The sequence below is a fragment of the Streptomyces sp. NPDC091371 genome, from assembly GCF_040684275.1.
Taxonomy (GTDB): domain Bacteria; phylum Actinomycetota; class Actinomycetes; order Streptomycetales; family Streptomycetaceae; genus Streptomyces.
In genome coordinates this window covers 44038-61984 of the sequence record NZ_JBFBFP010000013.1, presented here as the reverse complement: position 1 = coordinate 61984, position 17947 = coordinate 44038, and the positions used below count along the sequence as shown (strand labels likewise).

Here is a 17947-nt window from a genome sequence, read left to right as displayed (position 1 = left end):
CCGCAGGGCCCGGGGAACGAAAAACGGGCCGGTCCGTGGGGGGGATACGGACCGGCCCGAGGGGGGGGTTCCACCATAACCCTTCGTAAAGCGTGATGCGTGCATTGCCGCGACACGATTACGCTCCGGAGCCGCCCGGCCGCACTCCGGTGAGCCCTTCGCGCACCGCAGCACAAGGGCAGGCCCGCCGGGGAACCCCGCTCGCGCATACCCCCCGCCCGTACCCCCCAAGAGCGACCCCCGCCAAGAGCGCGGGCTTGACGCCGCTTCCCGGGGCGGAGCCCCGGCAACGGCGCCGCGCCCCTACGCTGGCCCGCATGGCGAACTGGCAGGACGGCTACGGCACGCTCACCGTCGGCGCGACGGCGGTGCCGTTGGAGGTGGCCGCCTCCTACCGGGCCCGCACCCGCGGGCTCCTCGGCCGGGGCGGGATCGACGGCGCGCTGCTGCTGACCCCCGCCGCCAGCGTGCACACCTTCCGGATGCGGTTCGCGATCGACGTCGCGCACCTCGACCGGAACCTCCGCGTCCTCGCCGTCACCACCATGCCCCCCGGCCGCCTCGGACGGCCCCGGCTGCGCTCCCGGCACGTCCTGGAGGCCGAGGCGGGGGCGATGGCCGGATGGGGTCTGAGGGTCGGAACGCGGGTGAAGGTGGACGTATCCGGGCGTCTCATGCGCGGCTAGGCGAGGCCCCGGCCCGGCGGTAGGTTGGGGCGGTTGAGCTGGGGTCTCAGGGGAGCGGCATGACGGAGAACGCGCGGGTCAAGGCGCTGGAGCAGATCATGCCGGCGACGCACGGCGCCGACGAGGACATCGACTGGCGGGCCGCCGAGACCGCGTGGGGGACCAGGTTCCCGGCCGACTTCGTCGCGTTCATGGGCCGCTTCGGCGCGGGCTCCATCAACGGGGAGGCCAGCGTCCTGCTCCCGCTGCCCAAGCCCGGACTCCAGTGGGCCCCGGCGGAGATGGCCGAGGAGACCGCCAACGCCCGCCAGACCTGGGAGGACGAGGGCGGCCGGGCCGCCTTCGACGTGGACCCGGAGTCGATCCTCGCCTGGGGCGTCACCGGCGGCGCCGACATCCTGTGCTGGCTCACCTCCGACCCGGACCCGGACCGGTGGCCGGTCCTGGTGTGCGGGCGGCACACGGCCGACTCCTTCGCCGTGTATCCGTACGGCATGGCCGAGTTCCTGTACCGGCTCTGCTCCGACGAGTTCGACGTGAGCCCCGTCAGCATCACCTTCTGGGACGGCGGCCACCTGAGCTTCGTGCACTGGCGCAAGGCCCAGCGCCGGTGGCAGGAGGGCCGCAACCCCGAGACGGGCGAGCCGGACCCGTACGCGGGCGACTTCGCCGACTAGTCCACGCCAGAACCCGTTTCAAACCTCCCAGAGGCGTTCCAGCCCGTTCCGAAACCGGAAACGGGCTTTTCGGCATGTCTACGCGCGTCCGAATTGTTGATCTCATATCGGAAAACACCATTGCGAAAAGGCCCGGTTGGAGCATTGACCATAAGTGCGCCCCCAATGGAATCAACCCACCCACCTTCGGGAGAGAATTCCGGCCAACGGGCCACGGAGGGACACCCCAGCCCGGAGTGACTCATAAGTAGCAACGTCATCCGAAAGAAATTCAGGGGAATACACCCGTGCGACGAAGAATTTTCGGCGCGCCCGCAACCGCGGTCGTGCTCGCTCTGCTGATACCTCTGTCCGCGTGTGGGGACTCCGAGGACGCCTCGGATGGCGAGGGCACCCTGCGCCTGGTGGCCGCCGAATACGGCGACACCCCGGCCACGAGTTCCAAGGCCTTCTGGGACAAGATGACGGCCGATTTCACCGCCGCCCACCCCGGCATCAAGGTCAAGGTCGAGCTCCAGCCGTGGGCCGACATCGACCGCGAGGTCTCGCGACAGGTCAAGGCCGGCAAGGCCCCGGACATCGCGCTCATGGGCTCGTACTCGGACTTCGCCGCGCAGGGCAAGCTCTATTCCGCGGACGAGCTGCTCTCCGTCACCTCCGAGGCGAACTTCCTCCAGCCCCTCGCCGAGGCGGGCTCCGTGGGAAGCACGCTCTACGGCCTGCCGTTCGTGGCGAGCAGCCGCCTCCTCTTCACCAACGAGGCGCTCTTCGAGAAGGCCAACGTCAGGCCCCCCAGGACCTGGGCCGAGCTCAAGACCGCCGCGCAGGCGCTCAAGAACAAGGGCGTGCTCTACCCGTACGCCATGCCCCTGGGTCCCGAGGAGGCGCACGCCGAGGCGCTGATCTGGGAGCTGAGCAACGGCGGCGGCTACGCGGACAGCAGCGGCAACTACGCCCTGGCCTCCGCGCAGAACATCGAGACCTGGGGCTGGGTCAAGGAGCAGCTGGTCAAGCCGGGCCTCACCGGCCCCGTCCCGCCCGCCCAGCTCAACCGCGCCGACGCCTTCGCCGCCTTCCTGCGCAATGAGGTCGGCATGGTCAACGGCTACCCCTCGCTCCTCCACGAGGCGCGTGCCAAGGGCATCCGCGTCAACGCCATCGAGATGCCGGTCTCGGACAACCTCGGCTCCGGGGAGAAGCCGCCCACCGTCGGCGTGGCCGACTGGATGATGGCCTTCAAGCAGAACGGCAACCGCAAGCCGATCAGCGAGTTCCTGCAGTTCATCTACCAGGACAAGAACCTGTCGGAGTTCGCGAACCGCTACCACCTGCTGCCGTCCACCGTCTCCGCCTCGCGCGCCGTGGCGGGCAGCAGCGGCATCGACGCGAAGGACACGCAGTTCCTGACGGCGCTGCGCGGCGCGCAGCTGTACCCGGTGAACGACCCGTCCTGGGTGACCGTCAGCGACACCATCAAGCGCAACATCGGCCGCGCCGTGGACCCCGCGGGCAACCCGAAGACCGTCCTGGAGGAGATCGCCGGCAAGGCGAACGAGGCCTCCAAGAAGCGCTGAAAGGCCCGTTGAAACGGGACCTTCTCCCCCTGCCGCGGCCCACCGCGTGCGGCAGGATGGCCATCACGGCACTCGATCCGAGGCCGCGGCCCGGTCGCCCACCAAGCACCCACAAGGTGCGCGGGGCGGCAGGCCACCACCCGTCCGTCAGCGCTGCCGACCGTGGTCCTGCGCGAACGCCGTCCGGTACTGCTCGCAGCTGGAGTCCCAGCGCAGCGTGCCCGTGAGCGTCCCGTAGCCCGAGCGCGTGACGGACCATTCCACCGTGTACTCACCGGTGTCACACGCGATCCGCTTGCCGCCCGCGACCTTCGCCCGGCCCGTCGCCGGCTTCCCGGTCAGCTCCTGGTGCACCTCCCCCGCCTTGGCGCGCTCCCCCGCCCGGCGCAGGACGGCGTGCACGACGATCGGGTGCTTCCCCTCCTTGGTCGTCAGCGTCTTCTTGACCACCGTCGAGTCCGAAACGGACCAGGCGAACTCGTAGTTCGGCTGCCAGGCGAGGGTCTTGGGGTCGGGCGCCTGCCGCTCGTAGTCCGGGGCGGCCGCGGGGCCGGGGCGGGTCACCGTCTTGTACTGGACCCCGGGGTGGAAGCGGAACTGCGCCTCCACCTTGTGCATCTCGTCCTTGGTCCACATCGACTTCATGGCCTTCTCGCCGTCGGAGGGGTCCTGGAGGAACGAGGTCCCCTCGGCGGCGGTGGCCGCCTGGCCGAGGGCGGGGGCGAGGGCCGCCGCGGCGGTGGCGAGGGCGATGGCTGCGATGCGGGTGCGCTTCATGCCCCGTCCAACGGGGCCCTCCGGCGGGCCGGAACGACGCCGGGCGCGCTTTCACCCGTACGGGAGCCCTCGTACACCCGCCGACGTTTCAGCTTCCCCGGCGACCGCCCGGGCCCGCCCCCCTCGGCCCCCGCCCCGCCGGGCGGTCCCAGCGTTCAGGCCTGGCCGGTCTCGAAGCGGCTGATCTTTCCGCCGCCGGGGGCGATGACGAACCGCCAGGCGGTGCGCATCTCGCCCCAGGTGTCGTTGCGGAAGTTGGCTACCAGGTGGTGGCCGCCGTCGGACTCCTTCTGGACGTCCATGTGGCCGCCGGAGTCGAAGATCTCCCGGTCGATCCAGTCCTGGAGGTCGCGGTCGGATCCGTCGTCGGACATGGTCGCGTCGGCGGTCAGGAGACCCAGGAAGGCGTCCTTGTCGTGCGCGTTGATGGCGCTGACGAGGGCGCCGACCACGGGGTCGGAGAGTTTGGCGGGGGCGATGGTCACGGGGGGCCTCCGGGTGGTGCGGGCGGTCGCGCGTCCGTTCGTACGCGCGTGACCAGGGAACACCCGGGGCCCGTCCGCGTCGTCGACCCTCACCCGTTCGCCGCCGGACGGCGTGTCAGGAGCTGCGGACCGGGAAGCCGGTCGGCCGGCCCTGTTCCTTCAGCCAGGCCAGCACCTGGTCGAGCGCCTCGACGGTCTGCGTGCGGTTGCCGCCGCCGTCGTGGAAGAGGACGGTCGGGCCGTTGGCGATCTCGCGCTTCACGGCCTCGACGATGGCGGCCGTGCCGGGCTTCTCGAAGTCCTTGGTGTCGACGTTCCAGCCGAGCGGGCGCATGCCGTTCGCGGCGGCGATGCGCCGGCTGTCGGGGGTGAAGGCGCCGCCGGGGGCCCGGTAGTAGTCGACCTTCGCGCCGCCGCCCGCGGCTTCCTCGATCAGCTTCTTCGCCTCCAGGATCTGCTGTTCCTGGTAGGCGAGGGGCTTCTTGTCCATGGACGTGTCGTGGTCCATGGTGTGGTCGCAGAGCCGGTGGCCGGCCGCGACGACCTGCTTGACCAGGTCGGGGTGGTCCTTGGCCTGCGGCCCGATCATGCAGAAGGTCGCCTTCACGTCGTACTTCTTCAGTACGTCGAGCACCTTCGGGGTCCACCGGGGGTCGGGCCCGTCGTCGATGGTGATGTTGACCGCGTTCGCGCCGGCTTCCGACGCGTGGGCTATGGACTCGGGTATGAGCTGCGGTTGCTGCTGCTGTCCCGGCTCGGCGTCCTTCTGCCGTGACACGTTCTGGCGCGGCATCGGGTCCCCCGGGTCGACGAGGGCCGTCACCCCCCAGACCGTGGCCGCCACCGCGACGGCCGAGGCCGCGACGGCGGCACGGGCCCTGATGCCCTGCTTGTTCATGCTGTCCACTCCCCATCCGCCTTGTCAGCGTTCTGTGGATCAGGACGATCTCCACAGCGGGGAGGTTCCAGCCAAATGGGCCATAAAATCCAGTTAATGGGACAGAACGGCCTGGCGGGGCTGGTGTGACGCGTGTTCAGAAAAGGCCCGGCCCCGGTGGATTCGCAATCTCCACCGGGGCCGGGCACTCGTCACGTGCCGCCTTGCGTCAGTGCGCGAGCGACTCCTGCTGCGCCGGGGCGGGCTTGCCGCCCTCCGCGCCGCCCTCCGCGCCGCCGGCCGGGGCCGGGCCCGCGCCCCGCAGCGGGACCTCCTTGACGAACCAGGCCGCCAGGAAGCCCAGTACGGCGATGCCCGCGCCGAGCAGGAACGCGGAGTGCGTGCCGGCCGCCACCGCGTGCTGGTAGGCCTCGCGCACGGCCTCCGGCAGCTTGGCCAGGCTCGCGGCGTCGAGCTGGGCGGAGCCCGCGGCGTTCGCGGCCTGCGGGCCGAGGCGCTCCGCCATGGTGTCGGTGACCCGGGTGGTGAAGAGGGAGCCCATCAGCGCCACGCCGAAGGAGCCGCCGAGCGTACGGAAGAGGGTGGCCGAGGAGGACGCGACGCCCATGTCCTTCATGTCGACGCTGTTCTGGGCGACGAGCATGGTGATCTGCATGAGGAAGCCGAGCCCGGCACCGAGGATGGCCATGTACACGCCGGAGACCAGGCGGGTGGTGCCGGTGTCCATCGTCGCGAGCAGGAACAGCCCGACGACCATGAGCGCGCCGCCGATGATCGGGAAGATCTTGTACTTGCCGCTGTTGGTGGTGACGCGGCCCGCGATCAGCGAGACGACCATCATCGAGAGCAGCATCGGCAGCAGGAGCAGACCGGAGTTGGTGGCGGAGGCGCCCTGCACCGACTGCTGGAACAGCGGGAGGTAGAGCACGCCGCCGAACATCGCGAAGCCGACCAGGAAGCCGATCACGGACATCAGGGTGAAGTTGCGGCTGCGGAAGATGTGCAGCGGCATGACCGGCTCGGCGGCCTTGGTCTCGGCGTAGAGGAAGGCGGCGGTGGACACGATGCCGGCGACGACCAGGCCGATGATCTCGGCGGAGCCCCAGGCGTACTCGGTGCCGCCCCAGGTGGTGACGAGCACGGTGGAGGTGATGGCGATGGTCAGCAGCGCCGCACCGAGGTAGTCGATCTTCGGGCGCGCCTGGTCCGTCCGCTTCGGCAGGTGCAGCACCGCGGTGACCATCGCGAGCGCGACCGCGCCGAGCGGCAGGTTGATGTAGAAGGACCAGCGCCAGCCCATGTGGTCGGTGATGGTGCCGCCGACCAGCGGGCCGCCGATCATGGCGAGGGCCATCACGCCGGCCATCATGCCCTGGTACTTGCCGCGCTCGCGGGGCGGGATCAGGTCGCCGATGATCGCCATGACGCCGACCATCAGACCGCCGGCGCCGAGGCCCTGGATCGCGCGGAAGCCGATCAGCTGGCCCATGTCCTGGGCCATGCCGCTGAGCACGGAGCCGATCAGGAAGATGACGATCGAGGTGAGGAAGGAGCCCTTCCGCCCGTACATGTCGCCGACCTTGCCCCAGATGGGGGTGGAGGCCGCGGTGGCCAGGGTGTAGGCGGTGACCACCCAGGAGAGGTGCTCCAGACCGCCGAGCTCGCCGACGATCGTGGGCATCGCGGTGCCGATGATCATGTTGTCGAGCATGGCCAGCAGCATCGCGATCATGAGCGCCATCAGGACGACCCGTACGCTGCGCGGCTTCACCTCCCCGGAGGCCTCGGCCTTCTTCGCCACGTCCACCATGTCCACTCCCCGTGTACTTCTTCTGCCGCTCGTCCGCTCGCCGGACTTACTTGCCGCCCGGCTAGTTCACTACAATGGGGACGGTAGACCCGTAACTAGCCGGGCGTCAAGTAAGTACCTGAGGAGAGCCATGTCCAGCAGCAGTCCGCAGCGCCGCGGCAACACGCGCCAGCGCATCCAGGACGTCGCACTGGAGCTCTTCGCGGAGCAGGGGTACGAGAAGACGTCGCTGCGCGAGATCGCGGAGCGGCTGGAGGTCACGAAGGCGGCGCTGTACTACCACTTCAAGACCAAGGAAGACATCATCATCAGCCTCTTCGAGGACCTGACGCGGCCCATCGACGAGCTGATCGAGTGGGCCGACGAGCAGCCGCAGCCACTCACCCTGGAGATGAAGAAGGAAGTGCTGCGGCGCTACAGCGAGGCGGTGGCCGGGTGCGTGCCGCTGTTCCGCTTCATGCAGGAGAACCAGGCGACGATGCGCGAGCTGAGCATCGGCGAGACGATGAAGCAGCGGCTGTTCCGCCTGGTGGGGCTGGTGCGCACGGAGGACGGCCCGCTGGTGGACCAGGTGCGCTGCGTCAGCGCCCTGTTCACGATGCACGCGGGGATGATGTTCCTCCAGCACATGGACAGCGACCCGGAGCAGACCCGCCAGGCCGCGCTGGAGGTCGCCATGGACCTCATCACCCAGGCCCACCACGAGAAGTGACCTTCGGCCGGCGGATCGGGGACTTCGCCCCGGCACGCCGGACGCGCCCGGGCGGGAGGATGGCCCCCGGAGCCACGGGAGGCCGACATCATGCTGCTCAACGGGAAGACCGCCGTCGTCACCGGCGCCAAGCGGGGGCTCGGCCACGCGATCGCCGAGCGGTTCGCGCGGGAGGGCGCGACCGTGGTGCTCTCGGACGTACTGGACGCGCGGGCGGAGGCGGACGCGCTCGGCGCGCACTACGTCCGCGCCGACGTGAGCGACGAGGCCGAGGTCGAGGCGCTCATCGCCCGCACCACCGCCGAACACGGCGGCCCGGACATCCTCGTCAACAACGCGGGGATCGAGTTCGCCAAGACCATCCTCGACACCACCGTCGAGGAGTGGGACCGGCTGATGTCGGTGAACCTGCGCGGCGTCTTCCTCTGCTCGAAGCACGCCGTCCCCGCCATGGCCGCCCGGGGCGGCGGGGTCATCGTCAACGTCGCCTCCGAGCTCGGCGTGGTGGCCGACGCGGGCGTGGCGGCGTACTGCGCCTCCAAGGGCGGGGTCATCCAGCTCACCAAGGCCACGGCCGTCGACCACGCGAAGGCCGGCATCCGCGCCAACGCCCTGTGCCCCGGCCCGATCTCCACCCGGCTCCTGGAGGAGGTCTTCCTCGCCTCCCCCGAACCGGAGGCCATGCGCGCCGACTTCGAGTCCCGCACCCTCCTCGGCCGCCTCGGCCGCCCGGACGAGGTCGCCGCCGCGGCCCTCTTCCTGGCCTCGGACATGTCCTCCAACATGACCGGCGCGAACCTCGTCCTCGACGGCGGCTGGACCACCCGATAGGCCCTGCGCGCCGACGTGGTGTCGTAGGCGGCGGCCTGTACCTTCCGGGGCATGTCCGCCAGCACGGTCACCCCGGCCGCGCCCACGCAGCCGCCCGCCCCCGCGCCGCACGACTCACGCCTGCAGTACACCGCTTGCCCGCTCTGCTCGGCCCCCGACATCGCCGTGCTGCGCACCGGCGACTGCTCGCGGCATCCTCTCTACAAGCCGGTCATCGCACCAACGATGGTCTGGATGCGCTGCACCGCCTGCCAACACGTCTTCACCGACGGCTACTTCACGGACGCGGCCTGCGCGGAGATCTTCTCCTCGACCAACCCGAACCAGCAGCCGGGCGCGGCCTTCGAGCAGAACCGCTACGTCTCGGCGCGCATCGTGGAGCGCGTCGCACGCTACGTCGCGGACGGCCGCTGGCTCGACGTCGGTTTCGGCAACGGGTCACTGCTCTTCACCGCCGAGGAGTGGGGTTTCGAGCCCCAGGGCCTCGACCTGCGCCCCTCCACGGCCGCGGGCCTGCGCGCCCTCGGCGTCGACGCGCAGTGCGCCGACCTCACCACCCTCGACGCGCCCGGCCGTTACTCCGTGATCAGCCTGGCCGACGTACTGGAGCACATGCCGTACCCCGGCGAGGGCCTGGTCGCCGCGCACCGGCTGCTGCGGGAGGACGGCGTGGTCTTCGCGTCGATGCCCAACTACGACTGCGCGGCCTGGCGCCTGCTCGATGCGGGCGACGCCAACCCCTACTGGGGGGAGCTGGAACACTTCCACAACTTCAGCCGCCCCCGCCTCTACGCACTGCTGGAGGAGTACGGCTTCGAGCCCCTGCACTACGCGGTCAGCGAGCGCTACCGGGTCTGCATGGAGGTCATCGCGCGCCGCCGCTAGGCAGTTCTAGGGAGTGAGCCGGCGGTCCCCGGCCTCGATCGGGACGTCGTTGATGCTGGCCTCCCGGCGGCTCATCAGGCCGTCGGGGGCGAACTCCCACTGCTCGTTGCCGTGGCTGCGCCACCACTGGCCGTCCGCGTCGTGCCACTCGTACTCGAAGCGCACGGAGATGCGGTTGCCGGTGTACGCCCACAGCTCCTTGCGCAGCCGGTAGTCGAGCTCGCGCTCCCACTTCCCGGCGAGGAAGGCGCGGATCTCGGCGCGGCCGGTGAGGAAGCGGTCGCGGTTCCGCCAGACCGAGTCCTCGGTGTACGCGAGCGAGACGCGCTCGGGGTCGCGGCTGTTCCAGGCGTCCTCGGCGGCCTGGACCTTGGCGCGGGCGGACTCCTCGGTGAAGGGCGGCAGGGGCGGGCGTACGGCGGCGGCTCCGGCACTGCTGCTGACGCTGGTCATGGCGATCCATCCCTCTCGTCGAGAACGCTCGTTCTCACACCCTAGAGAACGAGCGTTCTCGTCGCAAGGGAAACTGGATTACCCTTCCCCCATGGACGACGAAGAGGCCCGCACCCGGCTGCTGGACGCGGCGGAGAAGCTGTTCTACGCGGAGGGCGTCCAGGCCGTCGGCATGGACCGCATCCGCACCGAGTCGGGGGTCCCCCTCAAGCGGCTCTACCGTCTCTTCCCGGCCAAGGAAGCCCTGACCACGGCCTACCTGGAGCGCCGCGACCAGCGCTGGATGCGCGGCCTGCGCGAGGCCGTGACCGGAGCCCCCGAGCCGGTCCTCGCCGTCTTCGACTGGCTGGCCGGCTGGTTCTCGGAGCCGGACTTCCGGGGCTGCGCGTTCCTCAACGCGTACGGAGAACTCGGCGCGGGCCCGGCCCCGGTCCTGGACGCCGTACGCCGGCACAAGGCGGAGCTCCGCTCCCTGCTGGCCGGCCTCGCGGGCCCCGAGCACCCGGCCCTCGCGGACCAGCTCCTGATCCTGGTCGAGGGCGCGACGGTGGTGGCCGCCCTGGACCCGGGCCCGGACCCGGCCCACCGCGCGCGGGAGGTGGCGGAGCGGCTCGTTCGCGCGTCGGGCTGAGCGCGGGCCCGGACAGGCCCTAGGGGGTGGCCGCCGTCCAGTGCGACGGGTTGGAGCTCCCGTCACCGGCCGGGGTGCCGTCGGCATCGCTGGGGAAGCTGCCGTTGAGGTGGGGGCCGCCCGACGTCGCCTTGCTGAACTCGGTCGTGGTCACGTTGCCCCCGCTGATGGCGGCGCCCCCGCTGACCAGAAGCCCGTCCTCGCGGGAGCAGCCGACGGTCGCCGTCTGTCCCGTGGAGGCCGTGTTCGGGCCGCTGACCTCCTGGAAGCGGACCGTCGTGGAGACGTGCTTGAGGTTGATGCCACCCGCGCCGCAGATCGCGTACGCGTAGGTCATGTTGTCCTGGCCGCGTCCGCCGCCGATCCCGCCGACGGCCGTCCAGGAGTCGGGGTCGCGCTCGCCGTCACCCGCGGCGATCGCGCCGAAGTGGTGCTCGGCGTCGTTGAAGGTCGGGAAGCCGGCGACGGGCTTGAGGCTGCCGACGCTCGCCGGGGTGGTGCGGGCGCCGCCGCCGATCAGGACCGTGCCGGCCGGGCAGGTCGCCGTCACGAGGCGGGACGACAGCCCGGTGAAAGGCCCGGGGGCCTTGTTCAAACTCGAACCACCCCACCACATGGTCCAGACAAGGGCCCTGCATCGCTACCTGCGGTGGCGCAACGCCAATGCGCGCCATCCCGACGTCCCGGCCGCCCACCGCAAGGAGCGCGCCCGCATTCGCGGCGAGAAGGGCCTGCGCTGGGGCGGCCGCCCCGCTGTCGCGGCGTGATCATGCCCGGATGCACCGTTCACCGGGTCGGCCGGTTGTGTATCGGGCTGTCAGGTCCTGCCCCACAGTCGACGTTTGCGGGAGGGCGCGGTGGCGACTCGCGGCTCGGGCTCGGGCTCGTACGGGGCATGCACGTACCTCTGCTCATGCACCAGCTCGGCAATGGTGATCCGGCACAGGCTCCTTTCTTGGTCGAACCCGCGGACCTCGACGAGCCACGAGCCGTCGGTGACTCGGAACACCTTGCGCGCGGCTGTGTCTCCCTTGCCTACGCTGACGTTGAGCTTTCTGGGGACGTACTCCATGGCCAGCTTCTGGGCGAGCTCGTCGGCCGCCGCACGACCTCCTTCCGAGACAGCATGCGTTGCGGCGAGCTGCCAGCGGTGGTCCTGGTAACCGGGGCAGGTCTCGGCCTCTATGAGGACGACCCACCGAGCTTCCTGCTGCGGAACCGCGTCATTGATCACAGCCGCAACATAGTGCCTGGTGCCGTTGCAGATGAAGGTCCACAGGGGGAGTTCGCGACTGGCCGCGTCGTTCACTTGCACCAAGAGCCGAGCCGTGGCACGCGGCTCCTGAAGCGGTGCTGCGGTTCCACCCAGTACAACGAGCAACCCGGCGAACACATGCGGTCACAGCACTAGGCGGATCCCTCGGCGCGGGCGAGGAAGGCCGCCAGGACCTGCCGGTAGTGCTCCGGTTCCTCCGCCGTGGTGAAGTGGGCGCTCTCCTCGAACACCACCCACTCGGCGCCGGCGATCCCGTCGGCCAGGGGCCGGACCGCCGCCGGGGTCATCTCGTCGTGGCGGCCGGAGGTGACGAGGACCGGCAGGTCGAGCTCGCCCAGCCGGGCGGTGACGTCCCAGTCCTTCAGGTTCCCGCTGACGTTCCATTCCGTGCCCAGCATCGTCCCGTACACGTCCTCGCTCAGCCGCGTGAAGCTGCGCATCAGGTGGTCCGGGTACGGGTCCAGCCGGCACAGCCAGCGCGAGTAGAACTCCGTCGTGGCCCCGGTGTACTCCTCGGAGTCCGTGGTGCCCTGCGCCTCGTGCCGCTCGATGGTGCCGCGCACCCCGGCCGGGAGGGAGTCGTACAGCCTCCGTGCCTCGGCCGCGTAGAGCGGGGCGCTCGCGCAGCCGCCCGCGAGGGTGAGGCTCGCCAGGCCGGGGGCGGGGCGGTCGAGGGCGTACTGCAGGGCCAGCATCGCGCCCCAGGAGTGCCCGAACAGGTGGACCCGCTCCAGCCCGAGGGCCTCCCGTACGGCCGCCAGCTCCCCGACGAAGGTGGCCAGGGTCCACAGGGCGGGGTCGTCGGCCGGGCGGTCGGACTTCCCGCAGCCGAGCTGGTCGTAAAAGACCACCGGGCGGCCGTCGTCGCCGTCCGCGAGCCGCGCCAGGTCCTCCAGGTAGTCGTGGGGGAACCCCGGCCCGCCGTGCAGGACCAGCAGCGGCACCTTCCCCGCGCTGCCGGGGCCGTCCACCCGCTGGTACCAGGTGCGGTGGCCGCGGTACGGAACGGTCCCCTCGGTCACCGGCATGGCGTGCCTCCCGTTGTGCCGATGCTCTGTCGTACGGCCATCTTGGGCAGGCCCCGCGGGCGGCGGCCACCGAGGGGCGCGGGCGTTGCGGCAGACGGCGTAGGGAGGGCCCGGACCCGAGGCCGGGTCCGGGCCGGTGCGCGCCGACGGGTGTCAGCGCACGGTGAACGGTGCGACGTGGGTGGTGGTGTCCGCCCCGCTGATGGTGAACCGGAGGTTGTAGTTACCGGCCGTCAGTCCCCTGGTCGGGACGTTGACGATGTAGCCGGCGAGCCTGGGGTCGTACCGGAACGGGGTCGTGAACGGCACCGTGGCCGGACCGGTGATCGCGCTCGGAGTCAGCGTGATGTTCGGGCTGGACAGGTTGGCACCGTTCGCATCGCAGATCCGCAGCCTGATCGGGATCGTGCTGTTCCCGCCGCGGGGCGGGTTCAGCGGGTCGTAGAGCAGGCAGATCCGGTAGGCGACGCTGTACGAGACGCTCCTGCTCGACGGGTTCGCGGCCACATCCGTCGCGTTGACCGTGAAGGTGTGCGTGCCGAACGTCGAGGTGTTGACGGGGCTTCCGCCGGCGACCGGCCCGGCGCAGGTCGCCACACCGGAGGTGGCGTCGGAGCACGAGTAGGCCGCGTTGACCGGCTGGTTGAGCAGGTACGTGCTCGCCGTCGGACTGGTGATGGTGATCGACGGGGCCACCGAGTCGAGCCGCACCGTGACCGTCCGCGCCGCCGAGGGACGGAGTGGACGCTGCGCAGCAGGCCAGCGGGTGCGTCAGGCCGCCGGGCCCGCCCCGGCCCGGGAGACGGGCTTGATGTGGGCGAACGCGCTCTTGGCGTTCCAGGCCGGGAAGGCCCGTACGAGCCACGACGGGCCGTGGAGCAGGATGCGGCCGGTGCCGGTGGCCTCGGCCCAGGGGAGCTGGCCCGCGTGCCATTTCACGAAGGCTTCCGCTTCCGCGGTGACGAAGAGGTCCTCGTCGACGCCGGGGTACGTCTTGCAGATCTCGGTCTCGGCGTGCTCGATCAGCAGCCAGTACCGCTCCGGGCTCCGGCGCCCGGTGAAGTCGAAGCGGATGACGACGCGGCGGTCCGGGAGCCGGTCCCGGCGGAGCATGTTGCACATCGACCACAGCGCCACGAAGGGGTCGAGGTGCTCGGGCGCGATCTCCAGCCAGGCCGCGCCCCATTCGCCGAGCGACACGCAGACCTTGAAGAGGTCGTAACCGGCGGGCGTGAGCTCGTAGTGGCGTCCGTGCCCGTCGGCTTTGGGCGTGGACCGGACGATGCCGAGGCGTTCGAGCTGCTTGAGCCGCTGCGAGAGCAGGGTGCGGGAGAGCCCGGGGGCGCCCTCCAGGATCTCGCCGAAGCTTCCGCAGCCGAGGTACAGGTTGCGGATGATCACCGGCGTCCAGCGCTCGGCGAAGATCTCGGCGCCGCGGGCGATGGGACAGTACTGGCCGTAGGTCCGCACGACGCCAGTATCCCGCCCTTCCCCTTGTCCGGTAAGTCCAGATTCTTGACTTCACGGCGGCGGTCCCCGGTGGTGCGATGGGGCCCTGGGGGGCGAGGGGGACCGAGGAGGACCGAGGGGGACCGAGGAGGCGACCGTCATGGAGATCGACGGGTTCCGGGGCCGGCTGATCAGCGCCGACCACGCCGACTACGACACCGCCCGCGCCGTGTGGAACGGCGCCGTCGACCGGCACCCCAAGCTGATCGCCCGCTGCGGCGGGACCGCCGACGTGGTCGCCGCCGTGCGCTTCGCCCGCGACCACGGCCTGGCCATCGCCGTCCGGGGCGGCGGCCACAACGTGGCCGGCACGGCGGTGTGCGACGACGGGATCGTCATCGACCTCTCGGCGATGCGGGCCGCCCGGGTCGACCCCGCCGGCCGTACGGCCCGGGTCCAGGGCGGCGCGCTGTGGGGCGACGTCGACCGGGCGACGCAGGCCCACGGCCTGGCCACCACCGGCGGCATCGTGAGCCACACCGGCGTCGCCGGGCTCACCCTCGGCGGCGGCATCGGGTTCCTCATGCGCAAGCACGGGCTCGCCGTCGACAACCTGCTGGCCGCCGAGGTGGTCACGGCCGAGGGCGGCATCGTACGGGCCTCAGCCGAGGAGCATCCCGATCTGTTCTGGGCGCTGCGGGGCGGCGGCGGGAACTTCGGCGTCGTCACCGAGTTCCGCTTCACCCTGCACCCGGTCGGCCCGACCGTGCTGGCGGGCCCGGTCTTCTGGGCGGCCGAGGACACCGCCGACGTACTGCGCTTCTACCGGGACTTCGCCGCCGCAGCCCCCGACGAGCTCGGCACCGTCGTACGGCTCGGCACCGTCCCCCCGCTGCCGGCCGTCCCGGAGCACCTGCACGGGCGGCCGGCCATCGCGGTGGCCTGCTGCCACGCGGGCGCCGTCGAGGACGGCGAGCGCGCGGTGCGGGCCCTGCGCCGGTTCGGGACGCCGCTGGTGGACCTGGTCTCGCCCACGCCCTACGCGGACTTCCAGAGCGGCCTCGACGACACCGTCCGCCACGGGTGGCACTACTACTGGAAGGCCGCCAACCTCACCGGCCTGTCGGACGACACCATCGCCGTCGTCGCCGACCACGCCTACGGCGCCCGCTCGCCCCGGTCGTACGCGGCGATGTTCCACATGGGCGGCGCGGTCGCCCGGATCCCCCGCGACGCCACCGCCTACTCCGGCCGCGAGGTGGCCCACAACATCGTCATCGACGCGGTGTGGCTCCCCCACGAGTCCGCCGAACACGCCGCGACCGAGACGGCGTGGGCCCGCCGGTTCCTCCAGGCCCTCCGGCCGCACCGCGCCGACGGCGTCTACGTCAACTTCCTCGACTCCGACGACGGCACCGGCCGCGTCCGCGAGGCCTACGGCGACGCGGCCTACCGGCGGCTGGCCCGGGTCAAGACCGCGTACGACCGTGACAACGCCTTCCACCACAACAAGAACGTCCTCCCCGGCTGAGCGGCCCGGGCCACTGAGTCCTCAGATCTTTCCCCTGAGCACCCGGATGCGGTGGCCCAGGGCCCGTCCGAGGGCGGCGGTGAAGTCCGGGCGCAGGGTCGGCCAGTCGTCGAACTCGAAGCCGAGGTGGGCGAAGGCGAAGTAGTCGCCCGTCCAGTCCCAGTCCGGCAGCGGCGCGCGGCGGCCGCAGGCCGGGCAGTCGAGATCCGCGGCGCCCGTGGCGTACCAGGTGTTGATGGCCGCGCTGGACCAGTCGGACGTGGTGTTCCGGCAGTGCGGACAGACCGGGGACGTGGAATCGCCCGCGCCGGCGAAGAACACCGCACGGCCCGCGACGACCCGTACCTCGTCGCCGGGCTCCTCCTCCAGCTCCTTGATCCGCGCACGCCAGTCCCAGGCGACCAGGTCGACGACCTCCCGCCAGCGCGGACCGGCCAGGTGCACCACCTCGCCCCGCCACGGCACCGGGCGGATGAACCCTTCCGCCTCCAGCCACCCCCTGCCGCGCTCGCCCCACGCGACCGCCTCCTGCGCCGGGGCGTCCAGGTCCACCACGGTCTGCCGGTAGGTCCCCACGGCGATTCCCCCCGTCGTACGGTGCGATGTCCGTGATCACTATGACCGGCGTCGCGCGGTGGTGAACGCGTGGCCCAGCGCCAGCACGCTCAGGCCGAACATCACGACGCCCAGCGGGACATGGAGCGCCGGCATGTGCGCGATGCCCAGGACCACCTGCACCGAAGCGAGTACGAGGAAGCCGGTCGAGTACAGGATCGGGCGCGGCGACCCGCCGCCCGGGCGCCACGCCAGGACCGCGGCGATCACGTACAGCATCGTCGCGCCGTAGATCACGCGCGATCCGACGTCGTGCAGCGTATGGCCGTACGACGTGGACAGCAGGAGTCCGGCGGTGACCGCCTGGAAGAGGAGGGCCACGGTCTGCAAGGCGATCGAGACGTTCAGGAACACGGTTCCGCGCGGGGAGGTCGTCGCGGTCGTCGCGGTCGTCGTGGTCGTCGGCTCTACGGCTACGGCCATGATGTGGGCCCCTCTTCTGCCTGACGGCGGTGGATCAGTACTGTCTCGACGGTCCGACGACGCAGCCCCGCGAAATGTGAGGTGAGGTGCCAACCTCACACTCCGGAGCGGTGTTTCGTCGGAGGGACGAGTACGCAGACGGACGAGAACAACCAGGAGCGGTCGCGATCATGAGCACCCCATCCGAGTCGGGACACGACCGGTCCGAGCCCGACCTGAGCGCGGTCGTCAGCGAGCGGCGCCAGCTGATCAACCTCTCCTACCGGCTGCTCGGTTCGCTGGCCGAGGCCGAGGACGCCGTGCAGGAGACCTACACCCGCTGGTACGCGATGTCGCGGAAGCAGCAGGAGGCCATCGAGTCGCCCGGCGCCTGGCTGACGACGGTGGCCAGCCGCATCTGCCTGGACGTGCTCGGCTCGGCGCGGGCCCGGCGCGAGCGCTACGTCGGCGAATGGATACCCGAGCCGCTGCCCGACCGTACGGAGTGGTTCAGCGGGCAGCCGGGCGGCGACGGCAGCACCGAGCCGTCCGACCCCGCCGACCGGATCACCCTGGACGAGTCGGTCAACATGGCCTTCCTCGTCGTGCTGGAGTCGATGACGCCGGCCGAACGCGTGGCGTTCATCCTGCACGACGTCTTCCGCTACCCCTTCGGCGAGATCGCCGAGATCGTCGGCCGCACACCCGCGGCCTGCCGGCAGCTGGCCTCCTCGGGCCGACGCCGGATCCGCGCCGAGGGGACACCGATGGCTCCGGCCGCCCGTCAGGCCGGAGTCGTACGGGACTTCAAGCAGGCGTGGGAGTCCAAGGACATCGAGGCCCTCATCGGACTCCTCGACCCCGAGGCCACGATGACCGCCGACGGCGGAGGCATGGTCGGCACCACCCTGCGCCCGGTCGAGGGCGGCAAGAGCATCGCCCAGTACCTGATCCACATCGCCGACAAGGCGCCCGGGCTCAAGCTCGTGGAGCGGACGGTCAACGGCCGGCCCGGCCTGGTCGCCGAGCACAGCGGCATCGCGGTGACCGTGGCCGCGTTCGAGCTCACCGACGCCGGGGACCGCGTCAGCCGCATCTGGGCGGTCCGCAACCCGGAGAAGCTCCGCCCGTGGACGGAGACCGGACAGGGCTGACCCCGGCGGTGGCCTCGGGCGGTGGCCGCGGGCGGTGGCCGCGGGCGGTGGCCGCGGGCGGTGGCCGCGGGCG

21 protein-coding genes and 1 pseudogene are annotated in these 17947 nt (G+C 71.2%); 10 read left to right on the top strand and 12 right to left on the bottom strand.

Annotated elements, in window-relative coordinates; all coding sequences use genetic code 11:
- Positions 1-317: 317 nt before the first annotated feature.
- From AB0O21_RS17045 to AB0O21_RS17035, 3 genes are all read left to right on the top strand, one after another.
- The gene (locus AB0O21_RS17045; protein WP_365171833.1) at positions 318-686 is read left to right on the top strand and encodes a DUF192 domain-containing protein; all 369 of its coding nucleotides are present in this window, start codon (positions 318-320) and stop codon (positions 684-686) included.
- A gap of 59 nt (positions 687-745) precedes the next feature.
- Entirely contained in the window at positions 746-1363 is a 618-nt protein-coding gene (locus tag AB0O21_RS17040; protein WP_365171831.1) for an SMI1/KNR4 family protein, read from the top strand.
- A gap of 287 nt (positions 1364-1650) precedes the next feature.
- The gene (locus AB0O21_RS17035) at positions 1651-2937 is read left to right on the top strand and encodes an extracellular solute-binding protein (RefSeq protein ID WP_365171829.1); all 1287 of its coding nucleotides are present in this window, start codon (positions 1651-1653) and stop codon (positions 2935-2937) included.
- A gap of 147 nt (positions 2938-3084) precedes the next feature.
- Here AB0O21_RS17035 and AB0O21_RS17030 read toward each other — a convergent pair whose 3' ends face one another.
- From AB0O21_RS17030 to AB0O21_RS17015, 4 genes are all read right to left on the bottom strand, one after another.
- A complete protein-coding gene (locus AB0O21_RS17030) occupies positions 3085-3714 on the bottom strand; it encodes a hypothetical protein (RefSeq protein WP_365171827.1) in 630 nt (209 codons plus the stop codon).
- Between the two features lie 155 nt (positions 3715-3869).
- Entirely contained in the window at positions 3870-4199 is a 330-nt protein-coding gene (locus tag AB0O21_RS17025; RefSeq protein ID WP_365171825.1) for a nuclear transport factor 2 family protein, read from the bottom strand.
- 115 nt (positions 4200-4314) lie between these two features.
- Positions 4315-5097, bottom strand: a complete 783-nt coding sequence (locus AB0O21_RS17020) for a polysaccharide deacetylase family protein (protein WP_365171823.1) — start codon at positions 5095-5097, stop codon at positions 4315-4317.
- 208 nt (positions 5098-5305) lie between these two features.
- A complete protein-coding gene (locus AB0O21_RS17015) occupies positions 5306-6907 on the bottom strand; it encodes an MDR family MFS transporter (protein WP_365171821.1) in 1602 nt (533 codons plus the stop codon).
- A 130-nt stretch (positions 6908-7037) separates the two neighbouring features.
- On the opposite strand from AB0O21_RS17015, the gene AB0O21_RS17010 reads away from it, so the two are divergent.
- The 3 genes from AB0O21_RS17010 (at position 7038) to AB0O21_RS17000 (ending at position 9335) form a co-directional block, all read left to right on the top strand.
- Positions 7038-7619 (top strand): TetR/AcrR family transcriptional regulator, encoded by a 582-nt coding sequence (locus AB0O21_RS17010; protein ID WP_365171819.1) that lies wholly within the window; start codon positions 7038-7040, stop codon positions 7617-7619.
- Between the two features lie 90 nt (positions 7620-7709).
- A complete protein-coding gene (locus AB0O21_RS17005) occupies positions 7710-8450 on the top strand; it encodes an SDR family oxidoreductase (protein WP_365171817.1) in 741 nt (246 codons plus the stop codon).
- Between the two features lie 51 nt (positions 8451-8501).
- Positions 8502-9335 carry a class I SAM-dependent methyltransferase gene (locus AB0O21_RS17000; protein ID WP_365171815.1) on the top strand — a complete coding sequence of 278 codons (834 nt, stop codon included), beginning with the start codon at positions 8502-8504 and terminating at the stop codon, positions 9333-9335.
- A gap of 6 nt (positions 9336-9341) precedes the next feature.
- On the opposite strand, the gene AB0O21_RS16995 is transcribed toward AB0O21_RS17000, so the two are convergent.
- On the bottom strand, positions 9342-9788 hold the full coding sequence (locus tag AB0O21_RS16995) for a nuclear transport factor 2 family protein (RefSeq protein ID WP_365171813.1): 447 nt from the start codon (positions 9786-9788) through the stop codon (positions 9342-9344).
- A gap of 91 nt (positions 9789-9879) precedes the next feature.
- Between AB0O21_RS16995 and AB0O21_RS16990 the strand changes: the two genes are divergently transcribed.
- Positions 9880-10419: a TetR/AcrR family transcriptional regulator gene (locus tag AB0O21_RS16990; protein WP_365171811.1), complete on the top strand. Its 540-nt coding sequence runs from the start codon at positions 9880-9882 to the stop codon at positions 10417-10419.
- A 19-nt stretch (positions 10420-10438) separates the two neighbouring features.
- Here AB0O21_RS16990 and AB0O21_RS16985 read toward each other — a convergent pair whose 3' ends face one another.
- Positions 10439-11014 (bottom strand): hypothetical protein, encoded by a 576-nt coding sequence (locus tag AB0O21_RS16985; RefSeq protein ID WP_365172035.1) that lies wholly within the window; start codon positions 11012-11014, stop codon positions 10439-10441.
- A 10-nt stretch (positions 11015-11024) separates the two neighbouring features.
- Here AB0O21_RS16985 and AB0O21_RS16980 point away from each other — a divergent pair.
- A pseudogene (locus AB0O21_RS16980) lies at positions 11025-11186 on the top strand (IS630 family transposase); the annotation flags it as partial.
- Between the two features lie 50 nt (positions 11187-11236).
- On the opposite strand, the gene AB0O21_RS16975 reads toward AB0O21_RS16980, so the two are convergent.
- The 4 genes from AB0O21_RS16975 to AB0O21_RS16960 all read right to left on the bottom strand — a co-directional run bounded on the left by AB0O21_RS16975 (position 11237) and on the right by AB0O21_RS16960 (position 14193).
- Positions 11237-11653: a hypothetical protein gene (locus AB0O21_RS16975; RefSeq protein WP_365171809.1), complete on the bottom strand. Its 417-nt coding sequence runs from the start codon at positions 11651-11653 to the stop codon at positions 11237-11239.
- A 173-nt stretch (positions 11654-11826) separates the two neighbouring features.
- Positions 11827-12723 carry a proline iminopeptidase-family hydrolase gene (locus AB0O21_RS16970; RefSeq protein WP_365171807.1) on the bottom strand — a complete coding sequence of 299 codons (897 nt, stop codon included), beginning with the start codon at positions 12721-12723 and terminating at the stop codon, positions 11827-11829.
- Between the two features lie 153 nt (positions 12724-12876).
- Entirely contained in the window at positions 12877-13434 is a 558-nt protein-coding gene (locus tag AB0O21_RS16965) for a hypothetical protein (protein WP_365171805.1), read from the bottom strand.
- Positions 13435-13494: 60 nt separating this feature from the next.
- Positions 13495-14193 (bottom strand): helix-turn-helix domain-containing protein, encoded by a 699-nt coding sequence (locus tag AB0O21_RS16960; protein ID WP_365171803.1) that lies wholly within the window; start codon positions 14191-14193, stop codon positions 13495-13497.
- A 139-nt stretch (positions 14194-14332) separates the two neighbouring features.
- On the opposite strand from AB0O21_RS16960, the gene AB0O21_RS16955 reads away from it, so the two are divergent.
- Entirely contained in the window at positions 14333-15703 is a 1371-nt protein-coding gene (locus tag AB0O21_RS16955; RefSeq protein WP_365171801.1) for an FAD-binding oxidoreductase, read from the top strand.
- A gap of 21 nt (positions 15704-15724) precedes the next feature.
- On the opposite strand, the gene AB0O21_RS16950 is transcribed toward AB0O21_RS16955, so the two are convergent.
- On the bottom strand, positions 15725-16279 hold the full coding sequence (locus tag AB0O21_RS16950) for a hypothetical protein (protein ID WP_365171799.1): 555 nt from the start codon (positions 16277-16279) through the stop codon (positions 15725-15727).
- Between the two features lie 39 nt (positions 16280-16318).
- On the bottom strand, positions 16319-16741 hold the full coding sequence (locus tag AB0O21_RS16945; RefSeq protein WP_365171797.1) for a hypothetical protein: 423 nt from the start codon (positions 16739-16741) through the stop codon (positions 16319-16321).
- 170 nt (positions 16742-16911) lie between these two features.
- On the opposite strand from AB0O21_RS16945, the gene sigJ reads away from it, so the two are divergent.
- Positions 16912-17874, top strand: a complete 963-nt coding sequence (gene sigJ / locus AB0O21_RS16940; RefSeq protein ID WP_365171795.1) for an RNA polymerase sigma factor SigJ — start codon at positions 16912-16914, stop codon at positions 17872-17874.
- Positions 17875-17947: the final 73 nt, after the last annotated feature.

Bases quoted from the DNA above. Each gene is read 5' to 3' on its own strand.
- AB0O21_RS17045 (WP_365171833.1), top strand. From the start codon at position 318: ATGGCGAACTGGCAGGACGGCTACGGCACGCTCACCGTCGGCGCGACG.
- AB0O21_RS17040 (WP_365171831.1), top strand. From the start codon at position 746: ATGACGGAGAACGCGCGGGTCAAGGCGCTGGAGCAGATCATGCCGGCG.
- AB0O21_RS17030 (WP_365171827.1), bottom strand. From the start codon at position 3,714: ATGAAGCGCACCCGCATCGCAGCCATCGCCCTCGCCACCGCCGCGGCG.
- AB0O21_RS17020 (WP_365171823.1), bottom strand. From the start codon at position 5,097: ATGAACAAGCAGGGCATCAGGGCCCGTGCCGCCGTCGCGGCCTCGGCC.
- AB0O21_RS17015 (WP_365171821.1), bottom strand. From the start codon at position 6,907: ATGGTGGACGTGGCGAAGAAGGCCGAGGCCTCCGGGGAGGTGAAGCCG.
- AB0O21_RS17010 (WP_365171819.1), top strand. From the start codon at position 7,038: ATGTCCAGCAGCAGTCCGCAGCGCCGCGGCAACACGCGCCAGCGCATC.
- AB0O21_RS17005 (WP_365171817.1), top strand. From the start codon at position 7,710: ATGCTGCTCAACGGGAAGACCGCCGTCGTCACCGGCGCCAAGCGGGGG.
- AB0O21_RS17000 (WP_365171815.1), top strand. From the start codon at position 8,502: ATGTCCGCCAGCACGGTCACCCCGGCCGCGCCCACGCAGCCGCCCGCC.
- AB0O21_RS16995 (WP_365171813.1), bottom strand. From the start codon at position 9,788: ATGACCAGCGTCAGCAGCAGTGCCGGAGCCGCCGCCGTACGCCCGCCC.
- AB0O21_RS16990 (WP_365171811.1), top strand. From the start codon at position 9,880: ATGGACGACGAAGAGGCCCGCACCCGGCTGCTGGACGCGGCGGAGAAG.
- AB0O21_RS16970 (WP_365171807.1), bottom strand. From the start codon at position 12,723: ATGCCGGTGACCGAGGGGACCGTTCCGTACCGCGGCCACCGCACCTGG.
- AB0O21_RS16955 (WP_365171801.1), top strand. From the start codon at position 14,333: ATGGAGATCGACGGGTTCCGGGGCCGGCTGATCAGCGCCGACCACGCC.
- AB0O21_RS16945 (WP_365171797.1), bottom strand. From the start codon at position 16,741: ATGGCCGTAGCCGTAGAGCCGACGACCACGACGACCGCGACGACCGCG.
- sigJ (WP_365171795.1), top strand. From the start codon at position 16,912: ATGAGCACCCCATCCGAGTCGGGACACGACCGGTCCGAGCCCGACCTG.